Here is a 13,780-nt window from a genome sequence, read left to right as displayed (position 1 = left end):
CTGTCGGACGTTCGATGTTACATACCTACGGCAGCCACTGTTCGAGCCGCGCGCCGCGCGGGGACCGGCCGGAGGCCGCACGCCCCGCGCGAGCGCTTGCGGCTTCATCAGGCAGAGCGCCGCGCGGCGCCGCAGGCGCCGCCTTGAACAGGTAGAGAAAGTCTGAACCCCGCGGCCCTGAGCTGGGCGAAACTGCAGGTCATGGCGGCTTTCGGACAGAGAGCCAGCGAGACGCGGTCTCAGTTGATGGGTGACAGGGCGGGCTGCCAGGCGACGATGGTCTTGTCATCGTGGCGCTTGGATCGGGGCAAGGCGGTCCCGTCCGGATCTGCCTCGGTCTCCCAAGCGTGCGCGTCCTGAAGGAACGCGGCGAGCTGGTCGTTGCCCTGGCTCGCGACGGCGTCCCATCGGCCACCGAGCCGGTCGATGTGCTTCTGGATCCCGTCGGTGGCGAGCACAACCCAGGAGACAACCTCGGGTGGGAACGAACGGATGAGCAGCTCGTCGGCGGCCGCGGGATCGGCCTCTGCGATCCAGTAGCCCCCGGGCCGGTTCCGGTGTGGGAACTCGCCGCGCTGTAGCTCGCTCAGACGGTCCCTGTGCTCGGGACCGAAGCCACTCCCCCGCCGCAGGTGTTCGCGGTAGGCACGCCGCTGCTCGGCCCCGACGCGTGCGAGGCGGTCGTCGGACAGGCGGGTCGTGGTGCCGTCGGGGTGGCCGATGATGGCGGTGCTGTCGCCGAGCGCTGCGACTTCGACGGCCTCGTCGTCGACGCGCAGCAGCAAGACTGTCGACGATGGCGCTGCACCGGGCACCAGGGCCAGGGCCTCGGCGGTCTCGGTGATCGCGTCGCGCAAGACGGTCTGGAGGTCGCCGTCATCGAGCCGGGCGAGGATCGCGGGTAGCAGCCGGTCGACGTAGGCGCTGGCGTCCGGCGCCTCGGGGCTGTGCGAGCTGGCTCCGTCGAGGACGACCGCGCCCCGTTGGCTGACGCTCCAGCGGTCCTGCCCCGGCGGCTCTCCCCGGGCAGCATGGCGGCGTGGACGATCAGGCCCATGCGCGCGGCGGGACGAGCACGTCGACGCTCCTGGGGATGAGGCCGTCGAACTCGGCGGTCACGGCCATGCTGAACGACTCGCTGTCGTGCTCGGCGTACAGCTCGGCCAGGTGCTCGGTCAGGTAGTGCGCGGCGCCGATCGAGCCGAGGGCGTGGACTCCGGCGATATGGGTGATGACCTGGCCGTCCCGGACGTGGCGGGCGAGGTAGGCGATGTCTGCCCGGCGGGGCTCGGGGTCGTCCATCGGCGAGGCGAACCGCTCCCCCGTCACCTTGTCCACGATGTACCAGCGGCCCCCGTCGGCGATGGTCATGCCGAGTACGGGGTCCTCGCTCATCAGCGCGTTGCCGATGTGCGCCGACGCGGGGCCGCACACCACGATCGCGTCGTGGGTCGGTGCCCACTCCTCGCGCGGGTCGACGACCAGCCGCTCGGCGGTGAACGCGAGCTGCTCGGCCTCGGCGATCAGGTGCGCGCCTACCGCGTCGTCCTCGGCTGCGATGACCATGTCCTCGCGCTCCAGGATGCGCCGGCCGACCACCGCGACGTCGAGCGGGCCGACCCCGAAGAACGCCCGGTGCGCGGGCGGGGCGCTGTTGCGGATCTGAGTGATCCGGCCCTTGGTCAGCCCGAACGCCTTGGCGACCTCGGTGTAGCTGCCGCCGAGCTGGTCCCGGGCCTCCTCGATCGCGGCCCGCCGCAGCCGCGCCAGTTCCACCGAGCGCTGCTGGTAGGTAGCCAGGAAGCTCGGTCGCCCTGCGCCCTCGGCGCACCGGGTCAGGCTCCCGGCGCAGGCGTTCGAACTCCTCATCCACGCCCGCGAGTTTAGGCCCCTTGACAAGTAGGCTCGCCGAGCGGCATCATCGGTTTAGCCCCCTCAACATCACTACTTCAAATGTTTAGGGGCCTACACGCACCGACTGAAGGAGCAAGAGCGATGCGAGACATTCCGGTGAACCTCGGCGGCTACAAGCTGACCATCGTGGAGCCGCCCGCCCCGAAGATGCGCGACGACGCCAACGGCGCCCAGGTGCCGGTGACCGACCGCGACGGCGCCACGCAGTTCACGGTGTCGCTGTTCGCGAAGCTGCGGGTCAAGCCGGGCGAGCGGGCCCCGAAGGGCGAGGAGATCAAGGTGACCCTGTCCACCGATCCCGGGCCGGACTTCGGGGAGGACGTGCGGGTCGAGCTGCTCGACGCCCGGGTCTCCCCCTACCAGGTGGAGACCGCAGGTCGGGTGAACTCCGGGCTCGCGTGGCGGGCGATGGGCATCAAGCACGCCTCGGCCCCGGCACCGCGCCCGAGCGGCGACAAGTAGCAGCACCGGGCCTCACGGCCCACCTCCCGGCGGCCTGACCGGCCGCGCTCGGGCACGGGGCAGCCGACCCCTCACTGATTCGGCGAAATCACCGCAATTCCGCAGTGGCTGCCCCCTGCCCGAAAACAGGCCACCACCAGCACCGGAGGCCCCGATGACTACCACCACCGCGACCACCACCGCCGTCTGTGGCGGCTGCTCGGGCTCCGGCTCGTGCGACGTCTGCGACGGCTACGGCACCACCCCGGACACCTCACCCGGCGCCGGCGACGGCCGGGACTGCCCCGCCTGCCTCGGCGACGGCACCTGCCCCGGCTGTCACGGCACCGCAACCCCCTGCACCGCCACCACGCCCGAGGAGACGACATGTCCCTGACCGCCACCGAGAAGCCCGTCCGCCACGGCCGGGTCCGTCAGCCCGCCCACGGCGTCGGTCGCCTGGTGCGCCGCCTGGACCGCGAGCGCCGCCGGTTCCTGCACGCCACCACCCCGGAGGTCCCGACCGAACAGGCCTGGCGCGCCGGGGTCGCCGAGGGCCTGCGCCTGGCCCAGCTCGCCATCCGCAAGGGAGTCTGATCATGGCCCGCCCGCTGCACCGCCCGTCCCTGCGCCACGCCGAGGCGCACCACCGCCCCACGGTCCGGCACTCCTCCCGCCCGGTCGGCGGCGAGTTCCGCGGCCTGGCCTGGCTGGCCCGCCACCCCCTGTTCCTGCTTATCCCTGCCGCCCTCGTCGTGGCCGCGGTGCTCGTCGGCCTGCTCCCGGCCGCGATCACTATCGGCTCGCTGCTGCTGGCCGTGGTGGTGTGGGGGCGGCTGCACCCTCCCACGTTTGACCGCTTCGCCGCCCCCATGTTGCGTGCGGCCTGGCGGCGCTGGACCACCTACCGCGGCCGCCGCTGGGCGGCCTTACTCGCCGACTGCGGCCTCGCGAGGGAGAACCACCACACGGGCCGCATCGACGCCCCGCGGGTGCTGCGGGTCCGCTCGGCCACTCGCTCGATCGACACCCTGCGGGTCCGTCTGACCCGCGGCCAGGACCTCACGCTGTGGACGGGGCGCACCGAGACCCTCGCCGATGCGATGCGCGCCCACCGGGTCGCGGTCACGCGCCACCGCCCCGGCGTGCTCACCGTCGTGGTCGAGCGACAGATGCCCTTCACCCTGCCCATCCCCGCACCGGCGATCCCCGCCGAGACCGATCTCGTCGATCTCGCCGCGCTCCCGGTCGGTGAGGATGAGTACGGCCACCCCTTCACCCTGGGCGTGCCCGGCCGTCACGTCCTGGTGGCCGGCGCCACCGGCCCGGGCAAGGGCTCGCTGATCTGGGCACCGCTGCGCGCGATGGGCCCCGCCATCCGCGACCGGCTGGTGCGGCTGCACGTGATCGATCTGAAGGGCGGCGCCGAGACCCACCGCGGAGCGCCGCTGTTCCACCGCCACGCCACCACCGCGGCCGAGGCCATCGCCCTGCTCACCGCCGTGCGGGACGAGATGAAGACCCGCCAGGCCCACATGGCCGCCCACGGGCTCCGGCGCCTCGACGTCTCCCCGACCACGCCGCTGGACCTGGTCGTGATCGACGAGATGGCGATGCTCACCGCCTACGGCGAACGCGGCGACGTCCGCGAGGCCCTGCGCCTGCTCGCCGAGATCCTCACCCAGGGCCGCGCCTGTCTCACCAGCGTCATGGGCTACGTGCAGGAACCGTCCAAGGACGTCGTGGACGTCCGCGAGCTGTTCCCCACCCGGATCTGCCTCGGCGTCACCGCCAGCTCCCACGTGGACATGGTCCTCGGCGACGGTGCCCGGGAGCGGGGCGCGCTGGCCGACGAGATCCCCGGCGATCAAGCGCACGCCGGGATCGGCTACGTGATCGACCAGCGCTCGCGGCTGCCGATCCGGTTCCGCGCCGCCCTGGTGACCGATGAGGAGATCGACGAGCTCGTCGCTCGCTGCACCCCTCCGGCCACCCCCGGGCTGCGGGCCGTCGGCGATGGCGAGGCGGCGTGATGTGGGCCGTCACCGGATGGGCCGCCGCGACCTGGCTGCGCGTCACCCTCGCCCTCGCCGCCGTCGTCGGTTTGTTTTGGCTCGTGCTCGGCACCGGTTCCGGCTGGTTCTGGGTCGCTGCCATCGGCGCCGCTCTGATCGAGTACCGGGCGACCCGCGCGCTGGCCGCTGAATGGGGTGCCGAGGCCCGCTACTCGTGGTGGTGGACGCGATGAGCCGCCTCCCCCGCCAGCGCCGGGAGGCGGCCGGGCAAGCCCTGCTGTTCGACGACGAAGTCACCGACCGCGTGCTGCGCGACGCCCGCGATCCCGGCTTCGTCCTGGTCGGCGTCGGCGAGGCCGTGCACACCCGCCACATCGGCACCCGCGCTGCCGAGCACGCCATCCCTGCCCGCTCGGACGTCGCCGCCACGGTGCATCACCTCCTGGCCGCCGGGCGCCTCGTCCACGGGTCCCGGGTGACCGTCACTGTCGATGGCCGCGCAGAACCCGAAGCAGCCACCACCGTCGACGTCGCCGCCGTCGCGGCCTCCAAGGCCCAGCCAGGGGACCGGGTGCGGGTCTTCGTCGACGTCGTCCGCCCCGGGCATGGCCTGGTCACCGCGGACGAGTTCTCCGGCGCCATCGTCCGCGAGAACGGCAGCTACCTCGTCGAGACCAGCGCCGGGGAGGTCATCGGGCGGGCCCGTTCCTACCGGGCCGGTGCCGAACGCCTCGCCCGCCACCACGGCTTGCGCGCCGACCCCGTCGAGATCGAACACGAACACGAGGTCTACCCACGATGAGCGACCTGGAACTGACCGCGCGGCTCCGCTCCTTCGACTACCCGACGTGGCGGGCCCGGATGGAGGCCACCGGCGGCTGCGCCCACCCCGTCCGGCTGCGCGGCTCCTCGACCATCACCACCTCCGACGGGCGGGTCCTGGCCCAGCGCACCGGGGAGGTGTGGGCGCCGTGCGGGAACCGCCGCGACACCGTCTGTCCGTCCTGCTCGGACCGCTACGCCGCCGACGCCTTCCACCTCATCCGCGCCGGACTCGCCGGACAAGAGCGCGGCATCCCCGCCACCGTGACCGACCGGCCCCGCCTGTTCCTCACCCTCACCGCGCCCTCGTTCGGGCCCGTCCACACCCGACGGCTCACCACCCGCGGCCGGGTCATCCCCTGCGCCTGCGGGGTCCACCACCGCGACCACGACCCGAACCTCGGCGGCGCGATCGACCACGACAGCTACGACTACACCGCCGCGGTCCTCTGGCAGGCCCACGCCGGGAAGCTCTGGCACCGCTTCGCCATCACCCTGCGCCGTGCCCTCGCCGCCCGGCTCGGGGTCTCCGGACGTCGGTTCGGCCAGGTCGCCCGGCTGTCCTACGCCAAGGTCGCCGAATACCAACGCCGCGGGCTCGTGCACTTCCACGCCGCGATCCGGCTCGACGGCCCCGACGGACCCGCCGACCCACCACCCGCCGGGCTCACCGCCGAAGCCCTCCGCGACGCCGTCCACGAGGCGGCCACCGCGACCGGCCTGGACGTCGCCCGGCCCGACGGCACCACCCTCACCCTGCGCTGGGGCGCGCAGCTCGACCTGCGCGAGATCACTCCCACCGCCCACGACGCGGTCACCGACGAGTCCGGCGAGATCACCGACAGCCGGTTGGCCGGCTACATCGCCAAATACGCCACCAAGGGCACCGGGAAGACCGACGGCCACCCCGACCGCCCCATCCGCTCCCTGGCCCACCTCGAGCGGATGCACCTGGCCACCCACCACCGGCGCCTCATCGAAACCGCCTGGCACCTCGGCGGCCTCGCCCAGTACGCGGAGCTCAACCTGCGCAAATGGGCCCACATGCTCGGGTTCCGCGGCCACTTCCTCACCAAGAGCCGCGCCTACTCCACCACCTTCCGCGTCATCCGCGGTGAACGTCGGGCCTGGCGCCTGGCCGAACAGCTCGACCACCTCGGCCACCCCGCCGACGACCCCGTGATCGTCATCAACGACTGGCACCTCGTCGGCATCGGCCACCACACCGACACCGACCGCGAACTCGCCATCGCCCACGCCGAACGCATCCGCGACGACCGACGGACGACCAGGAGGACCGGACCGTGAACGCCAAGGAGCTGTACCGGGTGCCGGACGTCATGGCGCTGCTCTCCCTCGGCCGCAGCACCCTGTACGAAGAGCTTCGCAGCGGTCGCCTCCGCTCGGTCCGGGTCGGCCGCGTCCGGCTCATCCCCGCCTCCGCCATCGCCGACTACATCGCGCTCCTGGAGCGGGAATCCGACGACTTCGGCATCGCCTCGTGACCACCCGACGCAACCGAGGGGAAGGCGGACTGCACTGGGACGAGACCCGCCAGCGGTGGATCGCCACAGCCACGCTCGGCTTCGACGGGCGCGGAAAGCGGATCACCAAGAAGGCCAGCGGGACGACCAAGACCGCCGCGAAGGACAAGCTCAAGCGGATCCTGCGGGACCACGAGGACGGGCTGACGTCACGCACGCCGCGCTACACCGTCGGCGAGGCGGTCAGCTACTGGCTCGACTACGCCCTGTCCGGCCGCTCCCCGGGACGGTCGCGAACTACCGCACCATCAGCGACCACCACATCATCCCGCCGCTCGGCCGTCGACGGCTCGCAGACCTGTCGGCCGAGGACGTCGACCGTTGGCTCCGCGCCGAGTCGTCGCAGGTCAGTACCCGCACGCTCCGGCTGATGCACTCGATCCTCAACCGCGCCGTGAACTACGCGATGGCACGCGACAAGGTCCGGCGCAACGTCGTCGGGCTCTGCGAGATCCCTACCGGCAAGGCCGGGCGGCCATCCAAGTCACTCACGTTCGCCCAGGCCGAGAAGCTCCTCACCGCGGCCGAGGGCTCACCGCTACGTGCCTACATCGTGCTCTCGCTGCTGGTCGGCGCCCGTACCGAAGAACTCCGCGCGCTGCGCTGGGCCGATGTCGACCTCGACGGCAAGCCGGACGCTGTTCCGCCGGTCCCGCCCTCGATCTCCGTTCTCCGCTCGGTGCGGCTCGGCGGCGACACCAAGACTCGCAAGTCGAGGCGGCGGATCGCCATGCCGCTCCGCTGCGTCGACGCGCTCCGGCGGCACAAGGTTGGCCGCGCCGTCGACCCTGACGACCTCGTGTTCGCGACCGCCAACGGGACCGGGATGGACGCGCACAACGTCCGGCGCACCTTCCGGCGGGTCGTCGAGGCGGCCGGGCTCGATCCGAAGGCATGGACCCCACGCGAGCTGCGGCACAGCTTCGTCTCGCTGCTCTCCGAGTCCGGCGTTCCGCTGGAGCAGATCTCACGGCTCGTCGGGCACAGCGGGACCGCTGTCACCGAGGCCGTCTATCGGAAGCAGCTCAAGCCGGTGCTCGACGAAGGCACCACAGCGATGGATGATCTGTTCCCACTCACGGCGGTTAGTCACTCAGTTAGTCACTCAGCGGCCACCGAGGCCGGACAAGAAAAAAGCCCGGACGAGTGTCCGGGCTGATCATCAAGGGTGGAGCTGAGGGGATTCGAACCCCTGACCCCTTGACTGCCAGTCAAGTGCGCTACCAGCTGCGCCACAGCCCCTTGCGATGACTGAACCGTACACGACGGCTGTGGAGCCGATTTCCGGGGGGTCCCGGGAACCGGCTCCACGGCGTCAGCCTGCGATCGCCTCGGTGAGCCAGTTCGTGTCGTTCAGGTCGACCTTGCTGCCGTTGACGATGACGGTCGGTGTCCCGAACCGACCGTTGCTCTGCAGGGCGGGGTTCGCGACAGCGGTGTTGGTGGCCGAGGCGATGGCGGCGGCGTTGCCGTTGCCCGTGACGCACTGGCCGAACGTGTTCGGCGCGCCGAGGTCCGTGCCCTTCTGGATCAGCTCCTCGTCGCTGAGGCCGGGGCCACCCTCCGCGGGCTGGGTCGCGTAGAGCGCGGCGTGGTAGGCGGGCCAGATGTTCGCGTCCGCGGCGCAGAGGGCGGCGTTCGCGGCGCGGGTGGAGTAGCCGGCCGGGCTCGAGCTGGCGTCGAGGAAGCCGAGCGCGTGGTACTCGACCTTGATCTGGCCGGCGTTGAGCGCGGTCGTCAGCTGGTCGCCATAGCGCTGCTCGAGCCGTTCACAGTAGGGGCAGAGGTAGTCCTCGTATACCGAGATCGTCTTCGGGGCCGACGGCTGGCCGGCGACGATCACGGTGTCCGCCCGGCTGACCGGGTAGTGCGCCGCCACCGGCGCGTTCCCCGCCGAGTTGCGGTTCGCCGCGATCACGACGCCCACGATGATCGCCGCGACCACGACGACCGCGACGATCGCCAGGGCGGGGGTATTGCCGAGGATGCCTCCACGGCTCGCCTTGCCCGTCGCCTTGCGTGCCGCCTGCAGCCGGGCCTCGGTCGCCGCCTGGCGCCGTTCCCGTTCCCTGCGCTCCGCACCACCCACGTCAGTTCCCGTCTCCTTCAGTTCCCCGAGCATCTCGCCGGGCCCCGACGCCCGCGGGTGCGGGCGCGGCGCCGAACCGGCCGTCGAGGGATCCCAGCGTCCGCGGCCGGACCGCGAGCCAGCCCGCCATCAGCAAGAATCCGATGTCCCGCCACAGTTCCTGCACGTACTGGGTCTGCCCGGCCGCGACCGCGCCACCGCCGCCGAAGCAGCCGCAGTCGATCGACAGCCCCCGCGCCCACGCCTGGCTCACACCCGCGATGAACGCGACCAGCAGCCCGACGGAGAGCCAGGCGACCAGCCGGATCCCGACGCCGAGGAGCAGCAGCAGACCCAGGGCGAGCTCGAACCACGGCAGCACACCCGCCACGACCGACACCCCGAGCTTCGGCAGCACGTCGTACGCGCGCACGGCCACGTAGGTCTGGTCCGGGTCGACGACCTTGAGCAGGCCGGACACCAGCCACACCGCCGCGAGCCCCAGCCGCGCTAGCGTGCCGACCACGTCCAGTACGCGATCCCTCGTCACGCGGCGCACCGTAGTCCCGCTACCTGAGACGTTTCTGAGGGCCCGGAGCAGGGCCGGAATTCTCGCGGGCGGACCCCTGCTCGAGAGCCGCGTCCAGGTCGGACGCTCGATTCATCGACGCGACGGCGCGCGGTCCGGTTGCTCTCGGCCGGCAGCTCCCGGTGGCGGAGCACCCACTGCCGCCGGACGAGGACAGCTCGGTCGCCGTCCATCAGGACGCCGAAGCGCCGGCCGTCCCGCGAGCCGACCACCCTGTCGGGGCAGCGGCTACGCTCGGCGGGTGAGTACCCCGGTACCGGACGACGAGCTGGCCGCGCACGCGCAGGACCATCACCACCAGGACATCTCCGGTGGCTGGCTGCGCGCCGCCACGTTCGGCGCCATGGACGGCCTCGTCACGAACATCGCGCTGGTCGCGGGCGTCGGCGGCGGTGGCGGCGACCGCCAGTTGATCGTGCTGACGGGGATGGCCGGGCTCGTCGCGGGCGCGTTCTCGATGGCGTTGGGCGAGTTCGCGTCGGTCGGTACGCAGAACGAGGCCGTGCAGCAGGAGGCGTCGAAGGAACGCGACGAGCTCGAGCGCCACCCGAACGCGGAGAAGGCCGAGCTGGTCGACATGTACCGGGAGATGGGTCTCACGGAGCCGACCGCGCGGGCCGTTGCCGAGGAGGTGCACGCCAACCCGGACCTGGCGCTGCGGGCGCACGTGCGCCAGGAGCTGGGCGTGAGCCTGGACGACCAGCCCTCACCGTGGACGGCGGCGATCTCGTCGTTCCTGTGCTTCGCGATCGGCGGCATCATCCCGCTGCTGTCGTTCCTCCTCGGGTCGTCGTCGCTGGTCCTCGCGCTGGGGATCGGCGCGGTCGGGCTGTTCGCGGCCGGTGCGCTCTCGTCCCGCTTCACGGTCCGCACATGGTGGGGCGGCGGGCTTCGGCAGCTGATGTTCGGGGCGATCGCGGCGGGCGCGACCTATCTGGTCGGCATGCTCATCGGGGTCTCCGCCGCGTGATCTGACACCCTGGAAAGGGAGACCCGACCCGGAACGTGCGGAGATCCTCGACGGCGAGCTGGCCCCCGGAGAACGCCTCGTCGAGGAGCAGCTGACCGAGCGGCCGGCCTATCTCACCCGGGCCTGACCTCTACTCCGAGCCGAGAGCCCGGGTCGTCACCGCCTCGGACGGCAGCCGTGCGGGATCGCACGGCTCCGTCCGTGGCAGGGTCTCCGGCGCCCGCACCCAGAAGGCGAGGGCCAGGACGGAGGTCGCTCCGGTGAGCACGAACGCCCAGCCGAAGCCCGCGGCCTCGGCGACCGCACCCGCCAGCAGCGGGCCGATGATCGCGCCGCAGTCCGCGGCCATCTGGAAGCCGGCGAGCACCGTGCCGCCCCGTGCCTTCGCCCCGACGACGTCCGCGACGGCCGCCGTCATCGCGGGGTTGACCAGCCCGCTGCCCACGCCCGCGACCAGTGACAACGCCAGGAACACCGGCAGCGGGGTGTGCAAGCCGAGCAGGGAGGTCGCGAAGGCCGAGACGACCAGGCCCGAGATCACCGGCAGCTTGCGGCCGCGCCGGTCCGCGAGCCGGCCGGCCAGCAGCAGCGTCGCCGCGTTGCCGGCGGCGAACACGGACAGTGCGAACCCGGCCCAGGACTCCTCCTGGCCCAGTACCGCGACGACGAACAGCGGCACCAGCGCGATCCGGACCCCGAACACCGTCCAGCCGTTGGCGAAGCTCGCCACCAGCGCGGCCCGGTAGGTGGGGTGCGCGAACGCGGTGCGGAACAGCGCGGGCGGAACGTTCTCGGTACCCGACGCATAACCCGTCCGGCCACGGAGCATCAGCGCGGAGATGGCCAGCGCCAGCAGCAGCGCAATGGCGTAGCAGAGGAACGGCGCCCGCAGGCTGACGACGACGAGCAGGCCGCCCAGCAGCGGCCCGGCGATGTTGCCGAGTAGGAAGCCCGTCGCCCAGGCCCCGGACGCCCGGCCGCGCGAGTCGGGCGGGGAGAGCCGGACGAGCAGCGAGATCGCCGAGACGGTGAACATCGTGGAACCGATGCCGCCGACCCCGCGGAAGATCAGCAGCTGCCAGTAGTTCGCCGCGAACGCCGTCGCCCCGACGGACGTCGCCGCGATCGCCAGGCCCAGGCAGTAGATTCGCAGCTCGCCGAAGCGGGTGACCAGCCGCCCGCCGATCGGCGCGAAGCCGAGCCGGAACGCGGCGAACAGGCTGACCACCACGGCCGCGGCGGTGACCCCGACGTCGAAGCTGCGGGCGAAGGCCGGCAGCGCGGGCGCCACGATGCCGAACCCGATGGCCACCACGAATGCCGAGGCGACGAGCACCAGGACCTCGCGCGGGAGCCGGGCGCCGGATCCCCGGAGTCGCGTTCGTACCACGTCGGCCACGCTGCCCCCTGACGTCGCGTTTCGTTAGCGACGCTACGCGATGGGCGATTTCCGCACGAGGGTGTGCCCGGACACAGCAACGGGGCCACGGCCGTTCGGCCGTGGCCCCGTCGGGTCTCGATCTGTGGAGGTGCCGGGAATCGAACCCGGGTCCTCCGTCACTTCACCAGGACTTCTCCGTGTGCAGTCCGCGTCGCCTCTACTCGGATCCACCGGTCATGCGAACGAGCCGGTGTGACGATCCCAGTCACTGCTTTTTGTCCCTCAGCACCCCGTGACCGGGTGTTGAGGTGAGTTCCCTAAATGATGCCGGGGTCCGGAGCGGGAACGCCTCCGGTCCGACAGCCCCTTATGGGTCAGGCAGCGAGCGCGAGCTCGGCCTGAGCCGGGGCAGTGCGACTGGTGTCGGCACTTGTTGTTTTACGACGCATGGTTAACGAGATCATCGTCGTCTTCCTCGACACGCTTCCCCTGGATCACTGGCCGGAGTCGAAACCGTTCACCCCCCTCGGCGCCCGCAGTGGGCGTTACATGGAGTCTAACGCCTGCAGGGCCCCGGTTCATTCCGATTCCACGCGTGCGTGTCGTCAGCGGGTGGAACCCGCTCGTCCCCCACCCCGAGCAGCCGGGCCGGTGCCTCGTACAGGACCGAACGCAGGAAGCCCGCGCCCAGCCGGTCGTCCGCGGCGGCCCAACCGGCCACGGCGGCGATCTGCTCGTGGTACGGGTACGGGATGTTCGGGAAGTCCGTGCCGAGCACCACCCGGTCCGCGACGTCGACGAGCCGTTCGGGCCAGTCCGGCGGCAGCGGCGCGATCTCCAGGCTGAAGTCCGTGCCGACCATGGTCGTGTCCAGGTGCACGTTCTCGAAACTCTGCACCAGGTCCAGGGCCTCGGCGAAGTCCGGCATCCCCGCGTGCGCCAGCACGATCGGCAGCTGCGGGTGCTCCTTCAGCACCTCGGCGATGATGTCCAGCCCGGTGTGCTTCCCCCGGATCGGCCCGTGCCCGCAGTGCACGATCGCCGGGACCCCCGCCTCGGCCAGCAGGCCCCACGCCGGGCGCAGCAGATCGTCCCGCGGGTCGAACGAGCCGACCTGCACGTGCACCTTCACCGCGCGTGCCCCCGCCTCGACGGCGGCGCCGAGGTAGTCCGCGACGTCCGGCTCCGGGAACAGGGTCGCGGTGCGCACCGCGGCGGGCGTCGCCTTCGCGAACTCCCCCACCCACTCCGTCAGCCAGCGCGCCATCCCCGGCTTGTGCGGGTAGACCAGCGGGGCGTAGTGCAGGACGCCGAGCTCCTCGAGCGTGGCGACGCGCTCCGGCTCGGGCGTCCGGTACTGGATCGGCCAGGGCCTACCGTAGTGGGTCTCCGCCTGATCGAAGTACGCCCAGACCTTCCGCAGCATCCGCTCGGGCAGGAAGTGCACGTGCACGTCGACGAGCCCGGGAAGGCCGAGCTCAGCGGTGAACCGCGGTACGTCCGCATCGCTGCGGGGTGGCTCCGGGATCACCGGCGTTCCCTGTCCCGTCCCTTGATCGCGCGGCCCATGGCCCGCTGCATGTCCCGGTTCGCGTCCCGCTTGGCCAGGTCCTGCCGCTTGTCGAAGGTCTTCTTGCCCTTGGCCAGGGCGAGCTCGAGCTTGACCTTGCCGTCGCTGAAGTAGAGCGACAGCGGGACGAGCGTGAGGCCGCCCTCGCGGATCTTGCCGATCAGCCGCTCGATCTCGCCGCGGTGCAGCAGCAGCTTGCGCGTACGCCGCGGCTCGTGGTTCGTCCAGCTCCCCTGGGTGTACTCGGGGATGTGCAGGCCGCGGAGCCAGACCTCGCCGTCGTCGACCGTCGCGAACGCATCCGCCAGGGACGCCCGGCCCAGCCGCAGGCTCTTCACCTCGGTGCCCATCAGCGCCACACCGGCCTCGTACGTGTCCAGCACGGCGTAGTCGTGACGCGCGCGCCGGTTCTGCGCGATCACCTTGCGGCCTTTCTCCTTCACCCCTCCAGCCTACGCGGGAGGGG

At 71.8% G+C, this 13,780-nt stretch carries 17 protein-coding genes, 1 tRNA gene, 1 other RNA gene and 1 pseudogene; 11 read left to right on the top strand and 9 right to left on the bottom strand.

The genetic code is table 11. The features are described 5' to 3' along the window. Nucleotides 1–239: 239 nt before the first annotated feature. Nucleotides 240–1,025: pseudogene (locus WBK50_RS03975) on the bottom strand (PP2C family serine/threonine-protein phosphatase); the annotation flags it as partial. 22 nt (nucleotides 1,026–1,047) lie between these two features. Then, a complete protein-coding gene (locus WBK50_RS03970; protein WP_341334284.1) occupies nucleotides 1,048–1,869 on the bottom strand; it encodes a hypothetical protein in 822 nt (273 codons plus the stop codon). Between the two features lie 126 nt (nucleotides 1,870–1,995). On the opposite strand from WBK50_RS03970, the gene WBK50_RS03965 reads away from it, so the two are divergent. From WBK50_RS03965 to WBK50_RS03920, 10 genes are all read left to right on the top strand, one after another. Next, on the top strand, nucleotides 1,996–2,376 hold the full coding sequence (locus WBK50_RS03965; RefSeq protein ID WP_341334283.1) for a hypothetical protein: 381 nt from the start codon (nucleotides 1,996–1,998) through the stop codon (nucleotides 2,374–2,376). 154 nt (nucleotides 2,377–2,530) lie between these two features. After that, a complete protein-coding gene (locus WBK50_RS03960) occupies nucleotides 2,531–2,752 on the top strand; it encodes a hypothetical protein (RefSeq protein ID WP_341334282.1) in 222 nt (73 codons plus the stop codon). After that, the gene (locus tag WBK50_RS03955; protein ID WP_341334281.1) at nucleotides 2,743–2,952 is read left to right on the top strand and encodes a hypothetical protein; all 210 of its coding nucleotides are present in this window, start codon (nucleotides 2,743–2,745) and stop codon (nucleotides 2,950–2,952) included. The genes WBK50_RS03960 and WBK50_RS03955 overlap by 10 nt, the downstream gene beginning before the upstream one ends. Before the next feature lie 2 nt (nucleotides 2,953–2,954). Beyond that, complete coding sequence (locus tag WBK50_RS03950; RefSeq protein ID WP_341334280.1) at nucleotides 2,955–4,388, top strand: FtsK/SpoIIIE domain-containing protein; 1,434 nt, start codon at nucleotides 2,955–2,957, stop codon at nucleotides 4,386–4,388. Continuing rightward, on the top strand, nucleotides 4,388–4,603 hold the full coding sequence (locus WBK50_RS03945) for a hypothetical protein (RefSeq protein ID WP_341334279.1): 216 nt from the start codon (nucleotides 4,388–4,390) through the stop codon (nucleotides 4,601–4,603). Before WBK50_RS03950 ends, WBK50_RS03945 begins: the two co-directional genes overlap by 1 nt. After that, a complete protein-coding gene (locus tag WBK50_RS03940; RefSeq protein WP_341334278.1) occupies nucleotides 4,600–5,172 on the top strand; it encodes a hypothetical protein in 573 nt (190 codons plus the stop codon). The genes WBK50_RS03945 and WBK50_RS03940 overlap by 4 nt, the downstream gene beginning before the upstream one ends. After that, nucleotides 5,169–6,500 (top strand): replication initiator, encoded by a 1,332-nt coding sequence (locus WBK50_RS03935; protein WP_341334277.1) that lies wholly within the window; start codon nucleotides 5,169–5,171, stop codon nucleotides 6,498–6,500. The genes WBK50_RS03940 and WBK50_RS03935 overlap by 4 nt, the downstream gene beginning before the upstream one ends. Next, nucleotides 6,497–6,697: a helix-turn-helix domain-containing protein gene (locus tag WBK50_RS03930; protein WP_341334276.1), complete on the top strand. Its 201-nt coding sequence runs from the start codon at nucleotides 6,497–6,499 to the stop codon at nucleotides 6,695–6,697. Before WBK50_RS03935 ends, WBK50_RS03930 begins: the two co-directional genes overlap by 4 nt. Beyond that, nucleotides 6,694–7,107 carry a hypothetical protein gene (locus WBK50_RS03925; protein ID WP_341334275.1) on the top strand — a complete coding sequence of 138 codons (414 nt, stop codon included), beginning with the start codon at nucleotides 6,694–6,696 and terminating at the stop codon, nucleotides 7,105–7,107. The genes WBK50_RS03930 and WBK50_RS03925 overlap by 4 nt, the downstream gene beginning before the upstream one ends. After that, complete coding sequence (locus WBK50_RS03920) at nucleotides 7,107–7,895, top strand: tyrosine-type recombinase/integrase (RefSeq protein WP_341334274.1); 789 nt, start codon at nucleotides 7,107–7,109, stop codon at nucleotides 7,893–7,895. The genes WBK50_RS03925 and WBK50_RS03920 overlap by 1 nt, the downstream gene beginning before the upstream one ends. Before the next feature lie 10 nt (nucleotides 7,896–7,905). Here the strand turns inward: WBK50_RS03920 and WBK50_RS03915 are convergent. The 3 genes from WBK50_RS03915 to WBK50_RS03905 all read right to left on the bottom strand — a co-directional run bounded on the left by WBK50_RS03915 (nucleotide 7,906) and on the right by WBK50_RS03905 (nucleotide 9,354). Continuing rightward, nucleotides 7,906–7,978 (bottom strand) — tRNA-Ala (locus WBK50_RS03915). A 73-nt stretch (nucleotides 7,979–8,051) separates the two neighbouring features. After that, nucleotides 8,052–8,825 (bottom strand): DsbA family protein, encoded by a 774-nt coding sequence (locus tag WBK50_RS03910; RefSeq protein ID WP_341334273.1) that lies wholly within the window; start codon nucleotides 8,823–8,825, stop codon nucleotides 8,052–8,054. 1 nt (nucleotide 8,826) lies between these two features. After that, nucleotides 8,827–9,354, bottom strand: coding sequence for a MauE/DoxX family redox-associated membrane protein (locus WBK50_RS03905; RefSeq protein WP_341334272.1), 528 nt, complete (start codon nucleotides 9,352–9,354; stop codon nucleotides 8,827–8,829). A 280-nt stretch (nucleotides 9,355–9,634) separates the two neighbouring features. On the opposite strand from WBK50_RS03905, the gene WBK50_RS03900 reads away from it, so the two are divergent. Next, nucleotides 9,635–10,363 (top strand): VIT1/CCC1 transporter family protein, encoded by a 729-nt coding sequence (locus WBK50_RS03900; protein ID WP_341334271.1) that lies wholly within the window; start codon nucleotides 9,635–9,637, stop codon nucleotides 10,361–10,363. 130 nt (nucleotides 10,364–10,493) lie between these two features. Here the strand turns inward: WBK50_RS03900 and WBK50_RS03895 are convergent, their stop codons facing one another. The 4 genes from WBK50_RS03895 to smpB form a co-directional block, all read right to left on the bottom strand. After that, a complete protein-coding gene (locus tag WBK50_RS03895) occupies nucleotides 10,494–11,753 on the bottom strand; it encodes an MFS transporter (protein WP_341334270.1) in 1,260 nt (419 codons plus the stop codon). Nucleotides 11,754–11,884: 131 nt separating this feature from the next. Then, nucleotides 11,885–12,269, bottom strand: a transfer-messenger RNA (tmRNA) gene (gene ssrA, locus WBK50_RS03890). 31 nt (nucleotides 12,270–12,300) lie between these two features. Next, nucleotides 12,301–13,272 carry an amidohydrolase family protein gene (locus tag WBK50_RS03885; RefSeq protein WP_341339282.1) on the bottom strand — a complete coding sequence of 324 codons (972 nt, stop codon included), beginning with the start codon at nucleotides 13,270–13,272 and terminating at the stop codon, nucleotides 12,301–12,303. After that, nucleotides 13,272–13,757 carry an SsrA-binding protein SmpB gene (gene smpB, locus WBK50_RS03880; protein ID WP_341334269.1) on the bottom strand — a complete coding sequence of 162 codons (486 nt, stop codon included), beginning with the start codon at nucleotides 13,755–13,757 and terminating at the stop codon, nucleotides 13,272–13,274. Before smpB ends, WBK50_RS03885 begins: the two co-directional genes overlap by 1 nt. Nucleotides 13,758–13,780: the final 23 nt, after the last annotated feature.

It is taken from the genome of Pseudonocardia sp. T1-2H (assembly GCF_038039215.1).
Taxonomy (GTDB): Bacteria; Actinomycetota; Actinomycetes; order Mycobacteriales; family Pseudonocardiaceae; genus Pseudonocardia.
Note: the sequence above shows the minus strand (reverse complement) of the source record. Positions and strands in the feature narration are given on the sequence as shown.

What these genes read in the sequence shown, in the direction of transcription:
- WBK50_RS03960 (WP_341334282.1), top strand. Translation starts at nt 2,531, where the DNA reads ATGACTACCACCACCGCGACCACCACCGCCGTCTGTGGCGGCTGCTCG.
- WBK50_RS03940 (WP_341334278.1), top strand. Translation starts at nt 4,600, where the DNA reads ATGAGCCGCCTCCCCCGCCAGCGCCGGGAGGCGGCCGGGCAAGCCCTG.
- WBK50_RS03935 (WP_341334277.1), top strand. Translation starts at nt 5,169, where the DNA reads ATGAGCGACCTGGAACTGACCGCGCGGCTCCGCTCCTTCGACTACCCG.
- WBK50_RS03955 (WP_341334281.1), top strand. Translation starts at nt 2,743, where the DNA reads ATGTCCCTGACCGCCACCGAGAAGCCCGTCCGCCACGGCCGGGTCCGT.
- WBK50_RS03970 (WP_341334284.1), bottom strand. Translation starts at nt 1,869, where the DNA reads ATGAGGAGTTCGAACGCCTGCGCCGGGAGCCTGACCCGGTGCGCCGAG.
- WBK50_RS03920 (WP_341334274.1), top strand. Translation starts at nt 7,107, where the DNA reads ATGCACTCGATCCTCAACCGCGCCGTGAACTACGCGATGGCACGCGAC.
- WBK50_RS03950 (WP_341334280.1), top strand. Translation starts at nt 2,955, where the DNA reads ATGGCCCGCCCGCTGCACCGCCCGTCCCTGCGCCACGCCGAGGCGCAC.
- WBK50_RS03945 (WP_341334279.1), top strand. Translation starts at nt 4,388, where the DNA reads ATGTGGGCCGTCACCGGATGGGCCGCCGCGACCTGGCTGCGCGTCACC.
- WBK50_RS03965 (WP_341334283.1), top strand. Translation starts at nt 1,996, where the DNA reads ATGCGAGACATTCCGGTGAACCTCGGCGGCTACAAGCTGACCATCGTG.